The organism is Streptomyces sp. RK9, from assembly GCF_045070545.1.
GTDB lineage: Bacteria > Actinomycetota > Actinomycetes > Streptomycetales > Streptomycetaceae > Streptomyces > Streptomyces alboflavus.
In genome coordinates this window covers 42,909-63,464 of sequence record NZ_CP173703.1, presented here as the reverse complement: position 1 = coordinate 63,464, position 20,556 = coordinate 42,909, and the positions used below count along the sequence as shown (strand labels likewise).

18 protein-coding genes and 1 pseudogene are annotated in these 20,556 nt (G+C 70.5%); 13 read left to right on the top strand and 6 right to left on the bottom strand.

The annotated features are described in order from the left end of the window. Positions 1 to 10 precede the first annotated feature (10 nt). From AB6L24_RS00300 to AB6L24_RS00285, 4 genes are all read left to right on the top strand, one after another. Entirely contained in the window at positions 11 to 1,270 is a 1,260-nt protein-coding gene (locus AB6L24_RS00300; RefSeq protein WP_405650619.1) for an FAD-dependent monooxygenase, read from the top strand. 168 nt (positions 1,271 to 1,438) lie between these two features. Then, the gene (locus tag AB6L24_RS00295; RefSeq protein WP_405650617.1) at positions 1,439 to 3,643 is read left to right on the top strand and encodes an MMPL family transporter; all 2,205 of its coding nucleotides are present in this window, start codon (positions 1,439 to 1,441) and stop codon (positions 3,641 to 3,643) included. A gap of 125 nt (positions 3,644 to 3,768) precedes the next feature. Continuing rightward, a complete protein-coding gene (locus AB6L24_RS00290; protein WP_405650615.1) occupies positions 3,769 to 4,998 on the top strand; it encodes a sensor histidine kinase in 1,230 nt (409 codons plus the stop codon). Further along, the gene (locus AB6L24_RS00285; RefSeq protein WP_405650612.1) at positions 4,995 to 5,702 is read left to right on the top strand and encodes a response regulator; all 708 of its coding nucleotides are present in this window, start codon (positions 4,995 to 4,997) and stop codon (positions 5,700 to 5,702) included. The genes AB6L24_RS00290 and AB6L24_RS00285 overlap by 4 nt, the downstream gene beginning before the upstream one ends. Before the next feature lie 103 nt (positions 5,703 to 5,805). Here AB6L24_RS00285 and AB6L24_RS00280 read toward each other — a convergent pair whose 3' ends face one another. Continuing rightward, the gene (locus AB6L24_RS00280) at positions 5,806 to 6,633 is read right to left on the bottom strand and encodes an endonuclease I family protein (protein WP_405650610.1); all 828 of its coding nucleotides are present in this window, start codon (positions 6,631 to 6,633) and stop codon (positions 5,806 to 5,808) included. A 547-nt stretch (positions 6,634 to 7,180) separates the two neighbouring features. On the opposite strand from AB6L24_RS00280, the gene AB6L24_RS00275 reads away from it, so the two are divergent. After that, a complete protein-coding gene (locus tag AB6L24_RS00275) occupies positions 7,181 to 7,783 on the top strand; it encodes a GNAT family N-acetyltransferase (protein ID WP_405650607.1) in 603 nt (200 codons plus the stop codon). Between the two features lie 12 nt (positions 7,784 to 7,795). Here AB6L24_RS00275 and AB6L24_RS00270 read toward each other — a convergent pair whose 3' ends face one another. Continuing rightward, a complete protein-coding gene (locus AB6L24_RS00270; protein ID WP_405650606.1) occupies positions 7,796 to 8,038 on the bottom strand; it encodes a hypothetical protein in 243 nt (80 codons plus the stop codon). A 267-nt stretch (positions 8,039 to 8,305) separates the two neighbouring features. Further along, positions 8,306 to 8,872 carry a TetR/AcrR family transcriptional regulator gene (locus AB6L24_RS00265; RefSeq protein ID WP_405650604.1) on the bottom strand — a complete coding sequence of 189 codons (567 nt, stop codon included), beginning with the start codon at positions 8,870 to 8,872 and terminating at the stop codon, positions 8,306 to 8,308. Between the two features lie 37 nt (positions 8,873 to 8,909). Between AB6L24_RS00265 and AB6L24_RS00260 the strand changes: the two genes are divergently transcribed. Beyond that, positions 8,910 to 9,797, top strand: coding sequence for an NAD(P)H-binding protein (locus tag AB6L24_RS00260; RefSeq protein WP_405650602.1), 888 nt, complete (start codon positions 8,910 to 8,912; stop codon positions 9,795 to 9,797). Here AB6L24_RS00260 and AB6L24_RS00255 read toward each other — a convergent pair. Both AB6L24_RS00255 and AB6L24_RS00250 read right to left on the bottom strand, forming a co-directional pair. After that, positions 9,776 to 10,060 carry a hypothetical protein gene (locus AB6L24_RS00255; RefSeq protein ID WP_405650599.1) on the bottom strand — a complete coding sequence of 95 codons (285 nt, stop codon included), beginning with the start codon at positions 10,058 to 10,060 and terminating at the stop codon, positions 9,776 to 9,778. The genes AB6L24_RS00260 and AB6L24_RS00255 overlap by 22 nt on opposite strands. Positions 10,061 to 10,240: 180 nt before the next feature. Next, the gene (locus tag AB6L24_RS00250) at positions 10,241 to 12,340 is read right to left on the bottom strand and encodes a multicopper oxidase family protein (protein WP_405650596.1); all 2,100 of its coding nucleotides are present in this window, start codon (positions 12,338 to 12,340) and stop codon (positions 10,241 to 10,243) included. Positions 12,341 to 12,630: 290 nt separating this feature from the next. Here AB6L24_RS00250 and AB6L24_RS00245 point away from each other — a divergent pair, with 290 nt between their 5' ends. From AB6L24_RS00245 to AB6L24_RS00235, 3 genes and pseudogenes are all read left to right on the top strand, one after another. Next, a complete protein-coding gene (locus tag AB6L24_RS00245) occupies positions 12,631 to 13,821 on the top strand; it encodes a sensor histidine kinase (RefSeq protein WP_405650594.1) in 1,191 nt (396 codons plus the stop codon). Beyond that, positions 13,818 to 14,498 carry a response regulator gene (locus AB6L24_RS00240; RefSeq protein WP_405650591.1) on the top strand — a complete coding sequence of 227 codons (681 nt, stop codon included), beginning with the start codon at positions 13,818 to 13,820 and terminating at the stop codon, positions 14,496 to 14,498. Before AB6L24_RS00245 ends, AB6L24_RS00240 begins: the two co-directional genes overlap by 4 nt. 66 nt (positions 14,499 to 14,564) lie before the next feature. Continuing rightward, positions 14,565 to 15,165 (top strand): annotated as a pseudogene (locus AB6L24_RS00235) (transposase). A 322-nt stretch (positions 15,166 to 15,487) separates the two neighbouring features. Here the strand turns inward: AB6L24_RS00235 and AB6L24_RS00230 are convergent. Then, positions 15,488 to 16,483 (bottom strand): helix-turn-helix transcriptional regulator, encoded by a 996-nt coding sequence (locus AB6L24_RS00230; RefSeq protein WP_405650589.1) that lies wholly within the window; start codon positions 16,481 to 16,483, stop codon positions 15,488 to 15,490. Between the two features lie 136 nt (positions 16,484 to 16,619). Here AB6L24_RS00230 and AB6L24_RS00225 point away from each other — a divergent pair, with 136 nt between their 5' ends. The 4 genes from AB6L24_RS00225 to AB6L24_RS00210 all read left to right on the top strand — a co-directional run bounded on the left by AB6L24_RS00225 (position 16,620) and on the right by AB6L24_RS00210 (position 20,528). Further along, positions 16,620 to 17,042, top strand: coding sequence for a VOC family protein (locus tag AB6L24_RS00225; protein WP_405650587.1), 423 nt, complete (start codon positions 16,620 to 16,622; stop codon positions 17,040 to 17,042). Positions 17,043 to 17,141: 99 nt separating this feature from the next. Then, positions 17,142 to 18,173 carry an aldo/keto reductase gene (locus AB6L24_RS00220; protein WP_405656981.1) on the top strand — a complete coding sequence of 344 codons (1,032 nt, stop codon included), beginning with the start codon at positions 17,142 to 17,144 and terminating at the stop codon, positions 18,171 to 18,173. Between the two features lie 4 nt (positions 18,174 to 18,177). Further along, positions 18,178 to 19,272: a winged helix DNA-binding domain-containing protein gene (locus AB6L24_RS00215; RefSeq protein ID WP_405650584.1), complete on the top strand. Its 1,095-nt coding sequence runs from the start codon at positions 18,178 to 18,180 to the stop codon at positions 19,270 to 19,272. Between the two features lie 146 nt (positions 19,273 to 19,418). Further along, positions 19,419 to 20,528 carry an aminotransferase class V-fold PLP-dependent enzyme gene (locus AB6L24_RS00210; RefSeq protein WP_405650582.1) on the top strand — a complete coding sequence of 370 codons (1,110 nt, stop codon included), beginning with the start codon at positions 19,419 to 19,421 and terminating at the stop codon, positions 20,526 to 20,528. The last annotated feature ends 28 nt before the right edge of the window (positions 20,529 to 20,556 follow it).

Here is a 20,556-nt window from a genome sequence, read left to right as displayed (position 1 = left end):
GTGGTCGGGAGTGACAACCAAGATCGCGAAACGTTCGCTGCGGATCCTCGTCGCCGGCGGCGGCGTCACCGGGCAGGCGCTGGCCTTCTGGCTCACCCGTGGCGGTCACCAGGTGACGGTCGTCGAGCGCTTCCCGGCGCTGCGCGCCTCGGGCGCGCAGGTCGACCTGCGCGGGCAGGGCATCGAGGCGGTCGAGCGCATGGGCCTGCTGGAGACCGTGCGCAGTCGGCTCGTGGACGAGGCGGGCGTCGCCTTCGTCGACTCCCGCGGCAGGCCGAAGGCGACGATCATGGCGAACACCTCCGGCAAGGGACGTCAGACCCTGACCTCCGCGTACGAGATCATGCGCGGCGACCTGGTCCGCATCCTGCACGAGGCGACCTCGAACGACGCCGAGTACGTCTTCGGCAAGAGCGTCGACGGCTTCGACCAGGACGCGGACCGGGTCACCGCGCACTTCTCGGACGGGACCTCCGGCGCGTACGACCTGCTGATCGGCGCCGACGGGCAGGGCTCACGCATCCGGCGGGCGCTGCTGCCGGAGGGCTTCGACCCGTACTGGCGCGTGGGCATCCACATGGCGTACTGGTTCGTGCCGCGCACTGCCTCCGACACCGACATCCGCGACACCTACATGGTCCCGGGCGGCCGGCAGATCATGCGACGCAGCCACAACGCGATCGAGACGCAGGTGTACTTCGTGATGCGCGAGGAGTCGGCGGAAGCGTCCGCGATCCACCGCGCCCCCGTCGAGCAGCAGCAGAAGTTCTGGGCCGAGCGGTTCCGGGACGCCGGATGGCAGACCGACCGTTTCATCGACGGCATGAAGGACAGCCCGTTCTTCTACTCCCACGAGATCGCCCAGGTGCGCATCGACAGCTGGTCCAAGGGCCGGGTGGTCCTGGCCGGGGACGCCGCGCACTGCGCATCCCCCTACAGCGGCATGGGGATCTCCGGCGGACTGGTCGGCGCCTATGTCCTGGCCGGGGAGATCAACCGGCACGCGAACGACCGGCCGACCGCGCTGCCGACCGCGCTGGCGAACTACGACCGCGTCCTGCGGCCCTTCGTCGACGAGATCCAGGGCGAGGTCAATCCCCGCATCCTGCGCGTGGGCATGCCCATGAACCAGCACGCCATCAGCGCCTTCCAGAACGCCACCGCGCTGGCCTGCTTCTTCCACCTCCCCGCCCTTGTCGCGCGGTTCTCCAAGGAGGACCGCGGCGGCGACTGGCGGCTACCGGCCTACGCCGACGCTCGCGCCGCCTGATCCGCACCCGTACTGCAACTGGAGTACGGGCCGTTGTCCGCAGATGCGGGACGACGTCGCGGCCGGCTTTGCCAACGATGGGGATGAACCTGCGGACCGCCTGCGCCTCGGGGCTGCACGGCATGGCCGCGGCACCATCCCTCTCCTCTTCGACTGGAGTGCCTCGTCATGGCTTCCTTGCTCTATCGGCTCGGCCGGTTGTCCTTCCGGCAGCGCCGCTATGTCGCTCTCCTGTGGGTGGCGATCCTGGCGGCGTGTTCCTTCGCCGCACTCAGTGCCCCGGCCGCCGAAGAGGACGGGTTCTCCATGCCGGGCACCGAGTCGCAGAAGGCGTTCGACCTGCTCGACGAGCGCTTCCCCGGTGACAACGCGGAGGGCGCGGACGCACGCATCGTCTTCGCCGCGCCTGACGGGCAGAAGGTGACCGCTCGCGAGAACCGGGCGGCTGTCGAGAAGGTCGTGGACACCGTCGCGCGCGGCTCCCAGGTGAAGGACACGTCGAGTCCCTTCGCGCCGGAATCCGTCAGCAAGGACGCCACCACCGCGTTCGCGACCGTCACCTACACCGTCGCCGGCGACGACTTGAACGAGGCCACGTCCGCCGCGCTCATGGACGCCGTCGAAGACGGCCGCGCCGCGGGGCTGACCGTGGAAGTCGGAGGCTCGGCCGTCGACGGCGGCCCCGAACTCGGCGGCGTCACCGAACTGATCGGCATCGCGGTCGCCGCGCTCGTGCTGTTCATCACCTTCCGCGCGATGGTCGCCGCCGGACTTCCGCTGGTCACCGCCCTCATCGGCCTGGGCGCCGGAGTCTGCGCCATCGTCGCGGCGGGCATGTCCACCACGACGATCACCCTGGCCCTGATGCTGGGCCTGGCCGTGGGCATCGACTACGCCCTGTTCATCGTCTCCCGCTACCGCGCCGAACGGACCGCGGGGCACGCGCCGCAGGAGGCCACCGGCCGGGCGGTGGGCACCGCCGGATCCGCAGTCGTCTTCGCCGGCGCCACCGTCGTCATCGCACTGGCCGGCCTGTCCGTGGCGGGCGTGCCGATGCTGACGGACATGGGCCTTGCCGCCGCCGGAACCGTCGTCATCGCCGTGCTCGTCGCCCTGACGCTGCTGCCCGCCCTGCTCGGCTTCTTCCCCCAGGCCGTCCTGCCGCGCGCCCAGCGCAGCAGCACCACCACCGCCGTACGCGCGAAGGAGCCCGCGGGCAGCCGGTGGGCCCGTTTCGTCATCCGCAGGCCGGTGGCGACGCTGCTGCTGTCCGTGGCGGGTCTCGGCGTCGTCGCTCTGCCGGCACTGGATCTCCAGCTCAGCCTGCCCGGTGACGAGGCGCAGCCCACCTCGACCACTCAGCGCCGCGCCTACGACGCGCTCGCCGACGGCTTCGGCCCCGGCTTCAACGGCCCCCTGACCATCGTCGTCGACGCCAAGGGCGCCGACGACGCGAAGGCCGTCGCCGCACAGGCCCGCACGGCCCTGACTGCCACCGACGGCGTCGTGGACGTCTCACCGGCCACCTTCAACAAGGCCGGCGACACCGCGACCATCACCGCCGTGCCCAGCACCGGCCCGAGCGCCGGCGCGACCAAGGACCTCGTCCACACGATCCGCTCCGAGGCCGCCGACCTGAAGACGACCTCCGGCGCCTCCATGCTGGTGACCGGTCAGACCGCGATGAACATCGACGTCTCGACCAAGGTCACCGCCGCCCTCATCCCCTACCTCGCGGTCGTGGTGGGACTCGCCGTCCTGCTCCTGATGATCGTCTTCCGATCGATCCTCGTCCCGCTCAAGGCGGCCCTCGGCTTCCTGCTCTCGGTCGCCGCCGCCTTCGGCGTGATCGTCGCGGTCTTCCAGTGGGGCTGGCTCGCCGACCTGCTCGGCGTCGCCCAGACCGGACCGGTGATGAGCATGATGCCGATCTTCCTGATCGGCGTGGTCTTCGGCCTGGCCATGGACTACGAGGTCTTCCTCGTGACCCGCATCCGCGAAGCCCACGTCCACGGCGAAGCGCCCGCACAGGCCATCGTCACCGGCTTCCGGCACAGCGCCCGCGTCGTCGTGGCCGCCGCCGTCATCATGATCGCCGTCTTCGCCGGATTCATCGGCATGTCCGACTCCATGATCAAGATGCTCGGTCTGGGGCTGGCCGCCGCCGTCCTCTTCGACGCGTTCGTCGTTCGCATGACCCTCGTCCCGGCCGCTCTCGCACTCCTGGGGCAGGCAGCGTGGCGGCTGCCCACGTGGCTGGACCGGCTGCTGCCCGACCTGGACATCGAAGGCGAGAACCTCGCTCGCACCCTCGCGGCCGAGCACCCCGCCCCGGCGGCGCCCTCGGCACGGGATGAATCGGTGAACGCCTGACCCAGCGCCGCCCCGGAGGCCCGCCCACCCGCGGGCCTCCGGGGCGTCCTCGCCTGCGCCAGGGTCCGCCCGCCCCGACTCGTCCACAGACGACAACCGCCAAGCACACCCGTGAAGGAGGACGCGTGATCGCCGACATCCGGCCGTGGGCCCGCCGTCACCCCAGAGCTTTCGACGCCGCGACCGCGGCCGCCCTGTGCGCCTTGGCGGTGCTCTCCACCACCATGGCGCAGCCGCCCCGCATCGTGCGCTGGCCGCCGCCTGCCGCCGCCTGCGTTGCCGTCCTGGCCTGCGCGGCGCTGCTGCTGCGCCGCAACCGCCCGCGCCTGGCCGTGATCGCCACGACCGCGTGCACCGCCGTCCTCGGCGCCATGGCCCCGTCCTTCGGCTACGAGTTCGGCTCCAACCTCACCGGCCCCGTCATGGCGGCGCTCGCCTCACTGGCCTGGCGAACCGACAGCCGCACCGCCGCCCGCTACACCGTCACCGCCGCCCTGGCCCTGCTCGCCGCCTCCGCCCTCTGGCCGCCGGGCAGCCCGCAGCTGCGGGCCGAACAGGTGGGCCTTGCCGCCTTCACCCTCGTCGCCCCGGCCGTGGCCGACTCCCTGCGCAGCCGCCGCGACTACGTCACCGCGGTGGAAGCACGCGCGGAGATGGCCGAACACACCCGCGAGGAAGAGGCCCGCCGACGCGTCGGCGCCGAACGGATCCGCATCGCCCGCGAACTGCACGACGTCGTGGCCCACCACATCACGCTCGCCCACGCCCAGGCCGCCACCGCCGACTACCTGCTGGCCGGCCGGCCCGACAAGGCACAGCAGGTCATGCACAACCTCACCGCCACCCTCGACTCGGCGCTGGGCGAACTGAGAGCGACCGTGGGCCTGCTGCGTGAACGCGACGAGCCCCACGGCCCCCCGGCCGAGCCCGCCCCCGGCCTGACGCGACTACCGGAACTGATCACCTCGTTCGACCAGGTCGGCCTCACCGTCACTCTCACCCAGGACGGCGCCGCGCAACCGCTGTCACCCGGCGTCGACCTCACCGCGTACCGCATCACGCAAGAAGCGCTCACCAACGTCTCGAAACACGCGCTGACCACCATGGCCGCCGTCCATCTTCACTACACCGACAGCCAGCTGACCCTGACGGTCACCGACGACGGCCCGCCCGTACAGATCCGCGACGCCGCCGGATACGGCCTCATCGGCATGCGCGAGCGGGCTCATGCGGTCGGCGGACACCTGCGCGCCCACCCCCGCGACGACACCGGATTCGAGGTGACGGCCGAGCTGCCCACCCTCGCGTACGCGCCGCCCGGCCGCCCGGCCGCCCACGACAAGGACACCCCGTGACCATCCGCGTGCTCCTCGCCGACGACCAGGCACTCCTGACCGCGACGTTCCAGGTCCTCATCGACGCCACCGACGACCTCGAAGTCATCGCCACGGCAGCCGACGGCGACCAGGCCGTACGACTGGCCCGCTCCACCGCACCGGACGTCGTGGTCATGGACATCCGCATGCCCCATCAGGACGGCCTCTCCGCCGCCGCGCAGATCACCGCCGACCCTCAGCTCCACGGCACCCGCGTCCTCATCCTGACCACCTTCGAAACCGACGACTACATCACCCGGGCCCTGCGCGCGGGCGTCAGCGGCTTCCTCGGCAAAGGCGTCCAACCCGCCGAGTTCCTCGCCGCCATCCGCACCGTCGCGGCCGGCGACATGGTGCTCTCCCCGCTGGCCACCCACGCCGTGGTCACGCGCTACCTCGCCGCCTCCGGCCCCGACCGCCCCCACGCCACCCCGCGCGAGATGGACAACCTCACCCCCCGCGAGCAGGAAGTCCTGCTCTGCGCGGCAGAAGGACTCACCAACGACGAGATCGCCGAGCGCCTGTACGTCAGCCCGATGACCGTCCGCACCTTCGTCCAGCGCATCATGCACAAGCTCGGTGCCCACCACCGAGCCCAACTCGTAGCCCTCGCCTACCGGACCGGCTTCGCCCGCATGCCGCAGCCGCCCCCCGCACGTCCCCGCAGCGCGCACGGTCCCTGAAGCACACAGCGACCGGGACGGTCGCACAGGTGTGGGGCGTGCAGCACGCCCCACCACCCACGCAGCGCACGCCGACCGGGGGCCGACGTGCGCTGTGCGGGCGTCACTTCCAGATGTCGTTGACCCATTCGGGGTGGTCGATGAAGGGGTTGCGGTTCTTCTGTATGGCGAATATGCGGTCGTTGCGGGTCTTCTCGAGGGTGTCGGGCGGGTCGGCGTCGTTCCACTGCTTGAGGACGGACAGGCGGCCCATGGCCGGGGCGCTTCCGTTGTCGACCTTGTCGTTGGGTTCGAGGTCGGGGAAGGTGTCGGTGCCGTCGTAGCGGACGGCCATGTAGAGGATCATGCGGGCTACGTCGCCTTTGACCGCGTCGCGCGGTTCGAAGGAGTCGTTGTCCACCAGGCTGCCGGGGGCTTCGTCGACGGGGCTGCCGCCGTTGTCGAAGTCGAGGTTGCCGCGGGTGGAGTTGACCGAGGCGTCCTCGGGGCGCAGGTGGTGGATGTCGGTGCCCGGGCCGGTCGCGGTGCCGAAGTCGCCGTGCGACTTGGCCCAGACGTGTTCCCGATTCCAGTCGTCGGAGCCGCCGCCGTGGGCGCTCTTGGCCTGGGAGCGGCCGGAGTAGATGAGCAGGACGTTGTCCGCGTTCGCGGGGTCCTCGTCCGTGGTCTGCAGTGCGTCCCAGACCTCGTCGTACGACAGCTTGGTCTGCTCACTGATGATCGTGTGCAGAGCGGACTTGAGTTCCGGCCCGGTCTTGCCGAGCGCGTCCTCGTAGTAGGCGTCGTCCGACGGGACGGCTACCGGCTGGTGTTCGGGCTGGGTGGGGGAGTGGTCGGTGGCGAACGCGGCCGCGGGCGTCGCTACGGCCGCCGCGGCGATCACGGCCAGGACGGGGCGCCGCCAGCGGCGGCGAAGACGATGAGCGGACATGTCGTGGGGGCGTCCTCTCGGTGGAAGGCACACGCCGGGCCGTCATCCGCCCAAAGCGCCTGCCTGTACGAATAGTTCGAGCCATGGGAGCGTGCCACGTGCCACGCGCGTAGAAGTGGACAGCCCGCGATCATTGAGTGCCGAGAAGGTGAAGGGCCGTCAGGCGGCCGTGTCCGCGGCGAACCCGGAACGTCCGCGTGCGGCCGACGGGCCCATGCCGGCAGGAACCGAAACCCCCGCTCAGCGGGAACTCGCAGGGCGGTCCGTGTGCATCAACGGGGCATATCCATGAGTTCGGCGGGAACCGTGAGGTGGGCCGCGAGACGGCGGGCCGAGGAACTCGCAGCCCGTCCCGCCCGCTGGCCGTGCCTGCGGCAGAAGCACCATCCGGGCGACCAATATCCCCTTACGCGGCGGCGGGGGCGGCCCGACGCCGTTCACCCAGCCTTCCGGGAACCCGGGGGTCGGCTTGATCGTTCTCCGCGTGCGCGGCGTACGCCGGAGTGCGCCTCGCCGGCTCACACGAGGAACGTGAAGGAGAGCGTGTATGGCCCCCACCCTCGTAGTACGACCCGCCACGGAACGGGATGTGCCCGGTGCCGTCCGGACACTCGCCCATGCGTTCGCCGACTACGCGTTCACCCGGCATGTCGTCGCGGCCGATGGGCACGACGAGCGGGTGCGCCGCTTCCAGGAGCTGTTCCTGACCCGGGTCGGTCTTCGGTACGGGCGGACGTGGGTCACCGACGACGCGCGCGCCGTGGCGGTGTGGACCACGCCCGAGCGGGACCCGGCGCCCGGATTCGCCGAAGTGGGGCCGTTGATCGAGGAGTTGGCGGGCGACCGCGCGTCGGCCTTCGCCGCAGCGCAGCGTGCCCTTGATCCGCACCGGCCCAGCGAGCCGGTGTGGTTCCTCGCGACCGTCGGCGTGGCTCCGGACGCGCAGGGCCAAGGGCTCGGCGGCGTGGTGGTCGGGGCCGGGCTCGAAGCGGCGGACCGCGCCGGGCACCCGGCATTCCTGGAGACGTCGAGCGAGCGGAACGTGAGGTTCTATGAACGCCTGGGCTTCACCGTGACCGCGGAGGTCGAGCTGCCCGACGACGGTCCCCGCACGTGGTGCATGCGCCGCGAGCCCAGGACGCAGGGCTGACCGTCTCCCGCGTCAGGCATCCTGAAGCGTCGCTACGCCTCCCCACCGCTCGTAGAGGGCCTGGACCTTCCCGTCGCCCGCCCTCGGGTTGACCAGGAGGGTCACCCGCTGTTCGGAGCGGTTCTTGAGCCGGTCTTCGTGGAGCTGGTCGGCGACACCGGTTCCGCGCCATTTGCGGCGGACGACGATTTCGTTCAGGGCGAGGGTGCGGGCGCCGTCCTCGTCGGTGTACCCCTCGGGCAGGGGTGTGGTCATCGCTGCCCACCAGCGGGTGCAAGGGCGCCACCGACACGCTGGCCCGCATCTCGGCCGTCATGGACGGCACCGAGCTCTGGCACGCCGGACAGCCCCGATCTCACCTTCGGCGGCAAAGTCCTGGAGACCGGCACGGACTCCTACCGGCTCGTCGCACTTGGGCGGCGCAGGGACAGGGCACCGCCACTGCCTGATCACTCCTGCTCGCGCCCGCAGTTGTCATCCCCGAGTTGGTGCGAGCTGGTCACGCCGGGCTGGTCCGGGCCGCTACTTGGGCTGCTCGCTTACTGCTCGGCGAAGAGTTCGGCGAATCAGTTCGTCCACGCCGTGCCGTGGTACGAGTCCGTCAGCGGCGGCCCGCAGGCCCGTGTAGACGGTGCTCCAGATCATCAACTCTATCCACCTCGCGGGGGCTGCCGAGTCGAGTGCACCGTCACGCTGGCCTCGTTCGATCTCGGCGAGGAGCAGCTCGTCGACCTCTCGTGCGATACCGGCGTCAGCCTCAGAAGGCGTGCCTCCGGTGGCGGTGAACAAGAAGCTCATCCGATCACCGGCGTGCACCATGGCGGTGATGATCCGTTCGATCACCTCGAGCGCCGAGGTCGTGGCGGGGCCGGCATGCTCGATCGCGGCTCGGAGCGTCATCCACGAGTCGGTGATGAGCGCTGCGTGAAGGACCTGCCGGTCGGAGAAGTACCGGTGAAGGGTTGCTCGCCCCACGCCGGCGGTGGCGGCAATGTCGCCAAGACCAACCGTGGGATCTCGAGACCACTGCGCTGCGGCGGCGTCAAGGATCGCCTGACGGGTCCGTGCACGCTGAGGGGAGAGGTCCATTGCGGCATGATACGTCGACGTCTTACAGTGAGAATCTATGTCTCATTTAAAGAGAACCTCTCCCATTGTCATCACCGGGGCCACAGGGGCGATCGGCCGCCTGGTCGTCGCAGGGCTGCTTGATGCCGGTCACGCGGTGCGCGGAATGTCGCGGCACCCGCAACGTGCCTCACTCCCGGATGGTGCGGACGTGGTCCTCGGCGACCTGGACGACCCGTCCACGCTGACGCACGCATTCGACGGTGCCGCGCAACTCGTCCTGATCGCGGTTCCTGAGACCGTCGAGGCGGTCGTCTCTCGCGCAAAGCAGGCGGGCGTCGAGCACGTCGTCGTGGTCTCCTCCGCCGCCGTGACGGCGGGCTACGACACCACGTGCAACGCCGTCGTCGAGCAGGCCGTCATGGACTCAGGACTGGATTGGAGCATCGTGCGTCCCGGTGAGTTCGCGACGAACTCACTCCTCATATGGGGACCAGCGATCAAGGCGAATCGCCGAGTTGTGGAGCCGTTTCCCGATCAGATCGGGCACCCCATCCATGAGGCCGACGTTGCCGATGTCGTCCTGGCCGACCTGCTCGACCCGCACCGCCTCGGACGGATCGACACGATCATTGGACCGGAAAGCCTCACCAAACGTGAACAGGTTGCAGTGATCGCAGAAGCGATCGGAGGACAGATCACGCTCGATGAGGTCTCCGCCGAACAAGCCCGCGACTTCTACCGAGCCCAAGGGGGCTTCGCGGCCGCTAACGCAGACTTCCTGTTCGGCTTCGAAAGCTACGACGGCGTCGCAGGCACCACAGATGAACCCCATGACACGAGGGCCCCGGACGACGATGCCTACCTCACACTCGACCAGATAACGGGAGCTCCACCTCGCACCTTCCGCCGCTGGGCGCACGATCACGCCTCCGACTTCACTTGAGCGATGGCGGGGGCAAGCGCAGCAGGCTCCTGCCGGTAGGTGTCGGCGGCTGCCGTCACGCAAGGCTGTGACGATCCGTCGTATGGACAGGCTTCGAAGCGGTCTTCGGCCGTGGCGCACATGCCCATGTGGACCATCAAGGCGGAACCCGTCGCCGGCCCGGAGATCGGCGACGTGATGTGGGAGTACATCACCGAGATTGCCACCTTGGGCCCGATCGTGTGCCGGGCGGCGAAGCCGATGCGGGTGCGCGTGGTGGTCATGCAGATCGCTCCTCTGCGAAGAGGGAAGGAGGAGTGGGGCTCCGCGGGGAGGGGCCGGGCGCCGTAGGTGACGCGGATGACGCCGTCGGGATGCCGGTCGGCGGTGACGGCCGCGGTGGCGGGACACAGCGCCCCGACCGGCATCGCGGCCGCGGCCCGTTCCTGGCGCTTCGGAGATCCTCACTCGGGCTTGTTGCCGACGGGGCCGCCGATCTCGTACGGCGTGGTCACGTTGTCGTACGCGAGGTGCATGACCATGCCGAGCTTGCTGTGCCAGAAGTTGTGGCAGTGGTCCATCCAGATGCCGGGGTTGTCGGCCTTGAAGGCGACCTGGACCTTCTCGCCCGGCCGGACGAGCACGGTGTCCTGCCATATCGGGCTGCCGGAGGCGCGCTTGCCGTTCTTGCCGAGCACCAGCATGTGGTGGCCGTGCAGGTGCATCGGATGGTCCTCGCTCCCGCGGTTGATGAAGGTGACGCGGGCCAGGTCGCCTTCCTTGATCATCAGCATCGGGGTGTCCGGGAAGACATGACCGTTGATGGTCTGCTTCATCCCGAAGGTGCCGTCGTAGAAGCCCAGCCACTCGTCGAAGACGAGCTTGTAGTCGCGGTCGAAGTCGCTGTCCGGGCCGAGTTCCGTCCGCTTCGGGCTGCCGTAGCCGTACGGATCGAATGCGGGGCCGCTCAGATCCGCCTTCACCTCCCCCTTGCCGTCCGGCGAGTACACGATGCCCGCGTCCGGGGCGCTGGCGTCGGTCACCCGCACCGGACCGTCGGGCATGGTGAATTCGACGTCCATCCGGTTGCCGCCGCCGAGCACCAGCTTCTTGCCCTTGAGCGCGGTCGGCTTGTGCACGTCGGTGCCGTCCAGGGCGGTGACCTTGTACGGGACGCCGTCCACGGCGAACTCGCGGGTGCCGCCGCTGGTGTTGGCGAGCCGCACACGCACCTTCTCGCCCGGCTGCGCGCGGCGCCGCTCCAGCCCGTCGGAGGCGCCGAACGCGGACACCGTGCCCTTGTCGGTCCGCCAGTCGTGGGCGAGGACGCTGACGTCCTTGTCCACCGGCCGGTCCTGCCTCTTCGGCTCGATGATCAGGGCGCCGAAGAGTCCGCGGTCGACCTGCTCGGAGGCGGCCTGATGGGAGTGGTACCAGCGGGTGCCTGACTCCTGGACCCGGAAGCGGTAGGTGAAGGACTTGCCGGGCAGCACCGCGTCCTGGGTGGCGCCGGCCACGCCGTCCTCGCCGTTGGGGACGTCGACACCGTGCCAGTGGACGGTGACGGGGGTCTTGCCCGGCAGCTCGTTGCGCAGCTTGATCTCGACCAGATCGCCCTCGGTGACCCGCAGCCGGGGGCCGGGGACCTGGCCGTTGTACGTCCAGGCGTCGACCGTCCTACCGGAGGCCAGCTTCACCTTCTTGGCCTGTGCGGTGAGGGAGAAGCGCCGGTCGGGCGTACCACTCCTGGGGCCGCGCAGTTCGTCGACGGAGACCCCGTCGGCGCCGCCGGCGCCGGTGGCCATGTGGTGGCCTCCGGCCATGTCGTGGTGCTGCCCGGCGGGACCGCCGCCCCAGTCGGCCTCACCCTTCATCATCGAGAAGGTGTGGGGAAGCCGACTGCCGGCGATCTCGTGATTGACCAGCCCCGCCACGGCGCCGAGCACCACCGCGGCCGCACCGAGGCGGACCGCCAGTGCCCGTCGCCGGGGGATCTCAAGGCCGGTGGACAGGCGTTGCAGCCGCGCCTTGGCGCCCCAGACGAGCAGCCCGGCGACCGCGGCGGTGACCAAGCCGTACGCGCCGAAGCTGATCCAGAACGACCGGTCCGGTGGCAGGAAGAGCTGTGCGAGGCAGGCGAATCCGCCGAAGGCCGCGAGCCGGGGCGGCACGACATGGCGCGCGGACCGTGCGCGCACCTGCTCGTCGAGCGGTACCGGCGCATCCGGGTCGGGCAGCCGCGTCCTGGCGGCGGACGCCAGCCACGGCACCGTCCAGACGACCGTGGCGATCACGGCCGGGAGCAGCGTGACGAAGGTGGTGAACAGCCGTCGGTCGCCGACGAACACCCAACCGTGGCGGGCAAGCAGCCCGTACGTGACGAGCCTGGCCGCGGTGAGCAGCAGGGCGACGGACACCGGCACCAGCGCGATACGAGACATCCGCCGCATGCGGCGGGCGGTGCGGCGGCCCGGCTGCAGGCTTGTCATGACGGCGGCGATCAGCCAGGCGGGGAACAGGAAGATGCCAAGGCCGAGCTCGATCCCGGAGGTGGCGGCGTACATGGCCGTCACCCCCGGCCCTGCGACCGTCGGGCCCCGGTGGCCGGAGACTGGGGTGGACGTCTGCGCGGCCGACGGAGGTCGCGGGCGATCCGGTCGCCGAGGGTCCGGAGGCGGTGCCCTGCTGTGGTGGATTCGGTGATCTCAGGCATGCCGTCAGCGTGGCGATCACCGAGCCTGCCGGGCATCCGCCGATCCTCGCTCCCGCCTCGGCGGAAAGGCGCAGGCCGGGCGATGCCGCGTACAACTTTCGATCGACGCCTGCCTTCCCGCACCACGGCTAGCCTGCAGCCATGACTTGGCCCAGTCGCCTCGCGAAACATCGGGAACGCCTGCGTCCGGTGGAGGGTGCCCTCGTGGCGCCGGCCCTCGCCGCGACCACGGCCACCAGCGACGGGATTTCCGCCAGGTTCGACTACTTTCCCGCGCAGCAGCCGCTCTCCGTCGCGATCCCGGTCGGCCTGCTCGTCGGCCTCGCGGCATGGTTCCGGCGGCGCCGTCCCGCGCTGCTTCTGCTGGCCGCACTGGGCGCCTATGTGGTCCTTTCGGCCTGGATCGCCGTGGTGTTCGCGCAGTACGCCCTGGCCGACCGCGCCCTCTCATGGCAACGGGTCGCCGTCGCCTCCACGGTCGCCGTCGCGGTGGTCGCCCCGCCGATCTGGCGGGGCGGCGGCTTCGACGCGGCGATCATGAGCGTGGGCATCTGCGTCCTCCCGGCCCTGCTCGGCCTGTACACGGGCGCCCGCCGCCGCCTCATGACCGAGCTGCGCGAGCGCGCCGAGCGGGCCGAACGCGAGCAGCAGCAGCGGGTGTTGCAGGCCCGCAGCGACGAACGCGCCCAGATCGCGCGGGACATGCACGACGTCGTCACCCACCGCGTGGCCCTTATGGTGCTGCACGCGACCGCGCTCGAGGCGACCAAGGGCGCGTCCGCCGTCGACATCGGCAAGCAGATCGGGGCCATCGGCCGCGAGGCGCTGACCGAGCTCCGCTCATTGGTGGAGGTCCTGCACACCGCGTCCGAGGCCCCCCTCGCCCCGCAGCCCGGCCTGGCCGAGCTGGAGACCCTGATCGCCGACTCCCGCAGCCTGGGGGCGCCGGTCACCCTGGAGCTGACCGGAGAGCGCGGCACCACCCGCCCACCCGAGCTGCCGGCTCTGATCGAGCACGCCGTCTACCGGGTGGTGCAGGAGGCCCTGACCAACGTCCACAAGCACGCCGCCGACGCAGAGACCCACGTCCGCGTCCACTGCACGCGCCGACTGCTCTACCTCACGGTGATCAACAAGAACGGTACCGGCGGCCACGCCACGGGCCTGCCCAGCGGAGGCCACGGCCTGCTCGGCATCGCCGAACGGATACGGCTCGTCGGGGGCGAACTCACCGCGGGCCCGACCCCGGACGGCGGCTTCGAGATCACCGCCGAGATCCCGCTGGACGACGTACCCCTGAAGCAGCCCACCCACATGGAAGCCACGCGATGAGCGAGACGACGACCCGGGTCCTGATCGTGGACGACGAATGGATGGTGCGCTCCATGCTCAGCACCATCATGGCGTCCGCGCCCGACATCGAAGTGGTGGGCGAGGCATCGGACGGCAATACGGCGGTGTCGATGGCCGCCGCCCTGGAGCCGGACGTCGTCCTGATGGACATCCGGATGCCCCGCTCCGACGGTCTGACCGCCACAGAGCGCCTCACCCGCTCGCCCCGATCGCCGCGCGTCGTCGTGCTGACCACCTTCGACCTGGACGAATACGTCCAGACAGCACTACGCCACGGCGCGGTCGGCTTCCTGCTGAAGGACGCCACGGCGGACGAAATGATCGCGGCGGTACGCAGCGCGGCCCGCGGCGACGCGATGCTCTCCCCGAAGGTGACCCGCCGCCTCATCCGCCGCTTCACGGAGGACGACGACTCCTCCGCCGAGCGGCAGCGCCGCCGCGCCGAGGCCCGCGGCCGCCTGGACGCCCTGACGGAGAAGGAGCGCGAGGTCCTGACCGCCCTGAGCGGCGGCCTCTCCAATACCGACATCGCCGCGGCCCTGCGGATGAGCGAGGCCACCGCGAAGACCCACATCAGCCGGATCCTCTCGAAGCTCTCCCTCACCAACCGCGTCCAAGCGGCGATCCTGGCGCACCATGCGGGGCTCGTGGACTAGATCGTTTCTGATGGCTCTCGTGAGGTGGAGTGGATCAGGTTCTGGATCGAGCAGGCGTCGGGCATGGTGCGGCGACATGAGCTGACCGATGCGCAGTGGCGGGCGATCGAGCCCTGGATGCCGGCCAACGGTCGGCCTGGTGGACAGTGATCCGAGCGCCGAAGGGGCGTCAACGGGGTGCTGTTCCGGGCCCGTACGGGGGTGCCCCGGCCGGGTCTGCCGGAGCGGTACCGGCCCGGGCAGACCCGTGTACGAACGGTATCGCCGCTGGTCGACAGCCCCATGCTCCTGCCAGTGCTGGAGGGGCCGCGTGTTCCTCGCCGCGGGCCCGGACGCCATGCCGCCGCCCGGACCGGGTGCGCGGCGACAAGGCGTACTCCAGCCGCAACAACCGCGCCTACCTGGGACGTCGGGGTATCAAGGCGACCAATGCCGAGCCGGACGACCAGCGAGCCAACAGCCATAACCGTGGCCGGGCCGACGGCCGTCCACCCGCCTTCAACAAGGCCCAGTACCGACGGCACAGCGCGGTCGAGCGCTGCGTCAGCAAGTGGAAACAGTTCCGGGCGGTGACCGGCCGCACGACAAGCGCGACTACGTTTTCAACGGCACCCTCACCGTCACCGCGATCGTCATCTGGCTCCGCGACACTGTCCGGCGACGGTGACCAGGTCGGCCTCCGCACTGGACCGCGGACTTCGATCACCGGCGACGGTGACCAGGTCGGCCTCCCCACTGGGCCGCGGACTTCGATCAGTTGACGCACGGCGTCCGGGATGCGCGGCCGAGAGATACCGCGCCGACGGCTGACCGGCCGCGCCGGGCGGGTCCTTGGCTTGATCAGATACCTGTGATCAACCACAGGATGAGCACGGCGTCGAGCGCTGTCTCGCTTCCTTTGCCTGTTGCTCGCCCCCTTGCATCAAGGTGAAGACCTGCAGGCGGGAAGACACCACGGGACGCATGCGGAACCTGAGATGGTCCGTCCGTCATCTGTTGGGTGCGTCCAGCCGGCCAGGCTCGGTGGTCGTGGCGGCGGCGTAGCGGCGGGCGAGTGTCGCGCAGGCTTCGCGGAGGGCCGGCGGGCCGATGACGTGCAGGTTCGCGTCGAAGCGGCCAAGGCTGGCAGCAAGGGCGGTCCAGGACCAGGATCCTGTGATGACGCGGCATCGTGTGGGCCCGAGCGGTTCCACGATGCCGTCGGCGGTGTGGGGTGCGACTTCTGAGGCGGGGAGGTCCAGGATGGCCTCGCCTTGGCAGGGCCAGGCGGCTTCGGTTCCGTCGGAGCCCCGGAACCGGCTGGTGACGAACGTGGAGACGTCCCCGCCGGGCAGCTGACGTGCGGCGAAGCGCGGGCCGGTCGGCGTGCGTGGGGTCATGCGGTCCGTGCGGAAGGTGCGCCAGTCGTCGCGGTCGAGATCCCAGGCCAGCAGGTACCAGCGGGTGCGCCAGGCCACGAGGTGATGGGGCTCCACGCGGCGTAGCTGTGGTGCGGCCTCCTGGTGTGGGGCGTAGTCCAGGCGCAGTACTTCGCGGCGCTGGATCGCGGTGCTCACGGTGGTGAGCAGACCCAGGTCCTGGGCCGGTGGGGCGCCGGGACCGGGTGGGCGCACGGTGGTGACGTGGAGCGCGTCGATGCGCTGCCGCAGGCGCGGAGGGAGGACGTTGCGGATCGTCGCGAGGGCCCGGTCGGCGTCCTCCGCGATCGCGGGGTGGGCGGTGCTCTGCAGCGCGAGGGCCAGAGCGATGACCTGCTCGTCGTCGAAGAGCAGCGGTGGCATCTGCGATCCGGGACGCAGGCGGTATCCGCCGCCCGGGCCCTTGTCCGTGGCGACCGGGTAGCCCAGCGCGCGCAGGCGGTCGATGTCACGGCGCACGGTGCGCACGGTGACCTCCAGTCGCTCGGCCAGGTCGTCTCCGCTCCACTCCGGTCGTGCCTGGAGCAGGGAGAGCAGGGCCAGGAGGCGCGAGGACGTTTTCTGCATGCGTCCATCATGCGACAAGTACAGGACACAACCTGTCCTGTACAGGTGCCATGCTCCATCACAGATCCCAGAGAGGGGCATCTCGCCCGTCCACCGCATGTGCCCCATCCGGCGCATCTCAAGGTAGGAGCAGACCATGTCCGTCACCACCACCACGCACTTGAACTTCCGCGGCTCGGCCCGTGAGGCGCTGGACTTCTACCAGTCCGTCTTCGGCGGGCACGCCATCGCGGTGACCTACAAGGACGCCGGCAACGTCCAGAACGAGAACGAGGCGGACTGGGTGATGTGGGGCCAGGTCATCGCCGACAACGGCTTCCACGTCATGGCCTACGACGTGCCCTCGGCGATGCCGTACGAGCAGGGCGCCAACCCGTTCTTCGTGTCCGTGCGCGGCGAGGACGCCGACGAGATCAGCACCCTGTGGCAGCGCCTGGCCGACGGCTCGAACGTACTGCGCCCGCTGGAGCCCGCGGCATGGGCCCCGCTGTACGGCATGCTGACCGACCGCTTCGGCGTGACCTGGGTCCTGGACGTCACCGCCCCCCACAACGGCTGACCCACTCCGGGGCGGGCACCCCGCAACGGTTGCCCGCCCCGCCCGTCTTCGCCATCAGCCCGCCGACGGCAGTCGGCCCCCATGGAAACGGACCCTGCCATACGCACGCGTCAGCTCGGCCGGACCGGCATCGAAGTCAGCGCCTACTGCCTGGGCACGATGATGTTCGGCCCGAACGGCAACCCGGATCACGACGCATGCACCCGCATCGTGCACCGGGCCCTGGACGGCGGCATCAACTTCATCGACACGGCCGACGTCTACGGACACATCGAGACCGAGCACATCCTCGGCCGCGCCCTCAAAGGGCGCCGCGAGGACGTGGTTCTGGCGACCAAGTTCAACGGCCCCATGGCCGAGGGCCCTCTTCACAGGGGCAGCTCACGCCGCTGGATCATGAAGGCGGTCGAGGGCTCACTGCGCCGCCTGAACACCGACTACACCGACCTCTACCAGATCCACCACCCCGACCCGCACACCGACATCGAAGAGACGCTGTCCGCCCTCACCGATCTGGTCCGATCCGGCAAAGTCCGCGCGATCGGCTCCACCAACCTCCCCGCGAGCGACATCGTGCAGGCCCACTGGGTCAGTGAACGCCGGGGCCTGCACCGGCTGCGCACCGAGCAGCCCACCTACTCCATCCTCAACCGGGCGATCGAGCGCGAGATCCTCCCCGTCGCCCGCTGCTTCGGCATGGGCGTGCTCGTGTGGAGCCCGCTGGCCATGGGCCTGCTCACCGGCCGCTACCGCAAGAACGACGCCCCGAGCAGCAACGCCCGCACGCACTGGGCTCCCAGGCACATGACCGACCCCCGCAAGCTCGACGCCGTCGAGCAGCTGATCCCCCTCGCCGAACAGGCCGGCCTGCCGCTCACTCACCTGGCCATGGCCTTCGCCACCGCCCACCCGGACGTCACCTCGGCCATCATCGACCCCCGCACCCCCGACCAGCTCGACGACCTGCTGGCAGGCGCCGCAACCGTGCTCGACGACGCCGTCCTGGACCGGATCGACGACATCGTCCCCCCGGGCACCGACATCGGCCCGCTCGACGTGGCCTACCAGCCCTCCTCCCTCACCGACACCGGCCGGCGGCGTCGCCCCGGCTCCGAGCGTGCCGCAGCCTGAGACCATGAACGTCCTGACCCAGCGTGACCTCAACCGGGCCACCCTCGCCCGCCAGTACCTCCTTCAGCGTGAGGACCGCACCGCCCTCGATGCCGTGTCCCACCTGGCCGGACTACAGGCCCAGGCCCCACAGGAACCGTTCACCGGCCTGTGGTCGCGCATCAGGGCGTTCACCCCAGCCGACCTGGACAACCTGGTCACAGGCCGCCAGGTCGTGCGCACCCACCTCATGCGCCGCACCGTCCACCTCGTCACCGCCGCCGACGCACTCGCCTGGCGCGCCCGCCACGACGCCATGCTGCGGCAACGCGTCCTGTCCACCTACCGCAGCGAACTCGACGGCATCGACCTGGACGAACTGAGCACAGCGGGCCGGGCCGTGATGGCCGACCACCAGCCACGCACCATGAGCGAACTCGTCGCCGCACTCCGCGACCGCTGGCCCACACCGCCCAGCCGGGTGCTGGGCGAACTCCTCGTCGCCGCGCTCATCCCCATGGCCCAACTACCCCCCAGAGGACTGTGGAAGAGGACCGCAGGCGTCCACAACCTCCCCCTGTCCACCTGGCTGCACCAGCCCGTCCCCCCACTGCCCGCGGACCCGGACGACCCGATCGGACAGCGACTCGTCCTGCGCTATCTGGCCGCCTACGGCCCCGCCACCACCGCGGACATCCGCGCCTGGAGCGGCCTGGCCGGACTGCCCGCCGCGGTCAGAGCCCTCCGCGGCGACCTCATCACCTACCGCGACGCACGCGGCCGTCTCCTCCTCGACCTGCCCGACGCGCCCCGCCCACACCCCGACACCCCCGCGCCCGTCCGCTTCCTGCCCGCCTTCGACAACGCGATCCTCGGCTACCACGACCGCAGCCGCATCATCGACGGCCCACACCTCGGCCTCTCCGTCGCCGGACAACGCGCCGTCCTCGTCGACGGCCGCGTCGCCGCCACCTGGACCACCGACGACCACCGCCTCACGATCAGCCCCCTGCGCAGCCTCACCCGGACCGAGGAGCGAGAACTGGAGGCGGAGGGCCAGAACCTGGCCACCTTCACGGACCAGGGCATCGACACGATCCATCTCGCCGAATCCACCTGAACCACGGCGCCCTGCCTGCCGGGGCGCTACCGGCTGGACGCTGCGTGACTCTCATCATTGACCCGTTGCGAGAGTTCTGTGAGCCCCGGAACAGTCACGAACCCGGTCGCCGCGAACACCGCCCCGGGAAGGGCAGGATGGCACTCATGGGACTGCACACCGCATACGGACTCAGCCGCATCATCAACGCACGGGGGCCCTACACCCCCCTCGGCGTCTCACGCAGTGGGGACGACGTCAGCGCCGCGGTCGCCGAGTCGCTGTCGGAGTTCTTCGTGATGGACGAATTGCAGGAGGCGGCCGACCGGGCCCTCGCTCGGTTCACCGGGGCGGAGGCGGGGACCATCGTGCACTGCACCGCGTCGGCGATCACCCTCGCGGTCGCCGCCGCGATGACCGGGGAGTCCCCGGATCGCGTCGAGGCGCTGCCGGACACGACCGGTATGCCCGACGCAGTCGTTCTTCCGACGGGACACGCGGTCAACTACGGACACTCCATCGTGCAGGCCGTCCGGCTGGCGGGTGCGGTCCCGGTTCCCGTGGGGACGGAGACCGGGTTCACGCTGGAGGATCTGGAGACGGGTCTCGCGCGACCGGACGTCGCGTGCCTGCTGCTGGTGTCGTCCCGTCTGGTGCGCGGGGCCAGTGCCGAGTTGGCCGACGCCGTGGCGGTCGCTCATCGTCGCGGGGTGCCCGTCGTCGTCGATGGTGCCGCGCAGGACTTCAGGGTCGGTGAACTGCTGGCCACCGGAGCGGACCTGGTGGCCATCAGCGGCCAGAAGTACCTGGGTTCCCCGACCGCGGGTCTGGTGGTGGGCCGGGCCGGTCCGGTGGCGGCGGTGCGGGCGCAGGAACGGGGTATCGGCCGTGCGATGAAGGCGAGCAAGGAGGCCGTGATCGGCGTCCTCGCCGCGCTCGAGGCGCGTCAGGAGCTGGATATGGCGGTGTGGCGGCAGCAGCAGGCGGACAAGGTGGCGGACTTCGTCGAGCGGGCGGGTGCCGTCCAGGGCGTCACCGCGTCGCCCGTCCCCGACCCGACCGGCCTGCCCTTCGCCCGCGCCCGGCTGGTGGTGGATCCCGCCGTGTCGGCCATGGACTCGGCCGCTCTGGACGAAGCGCTGCGAGCGGGGTCACCGTCGATCTGGGCCATACCTGGCCGACGGGACGCGGAGGGGCTGCTGTTCGAACTCGTACCCCTCACGCCGGATGAGATCGACGCCATCCTTGCCCGCTTGGCTGAACTGCTGGTGCGGTGAAGGTTGCTGACGAGGGTGAGAGGTGAGA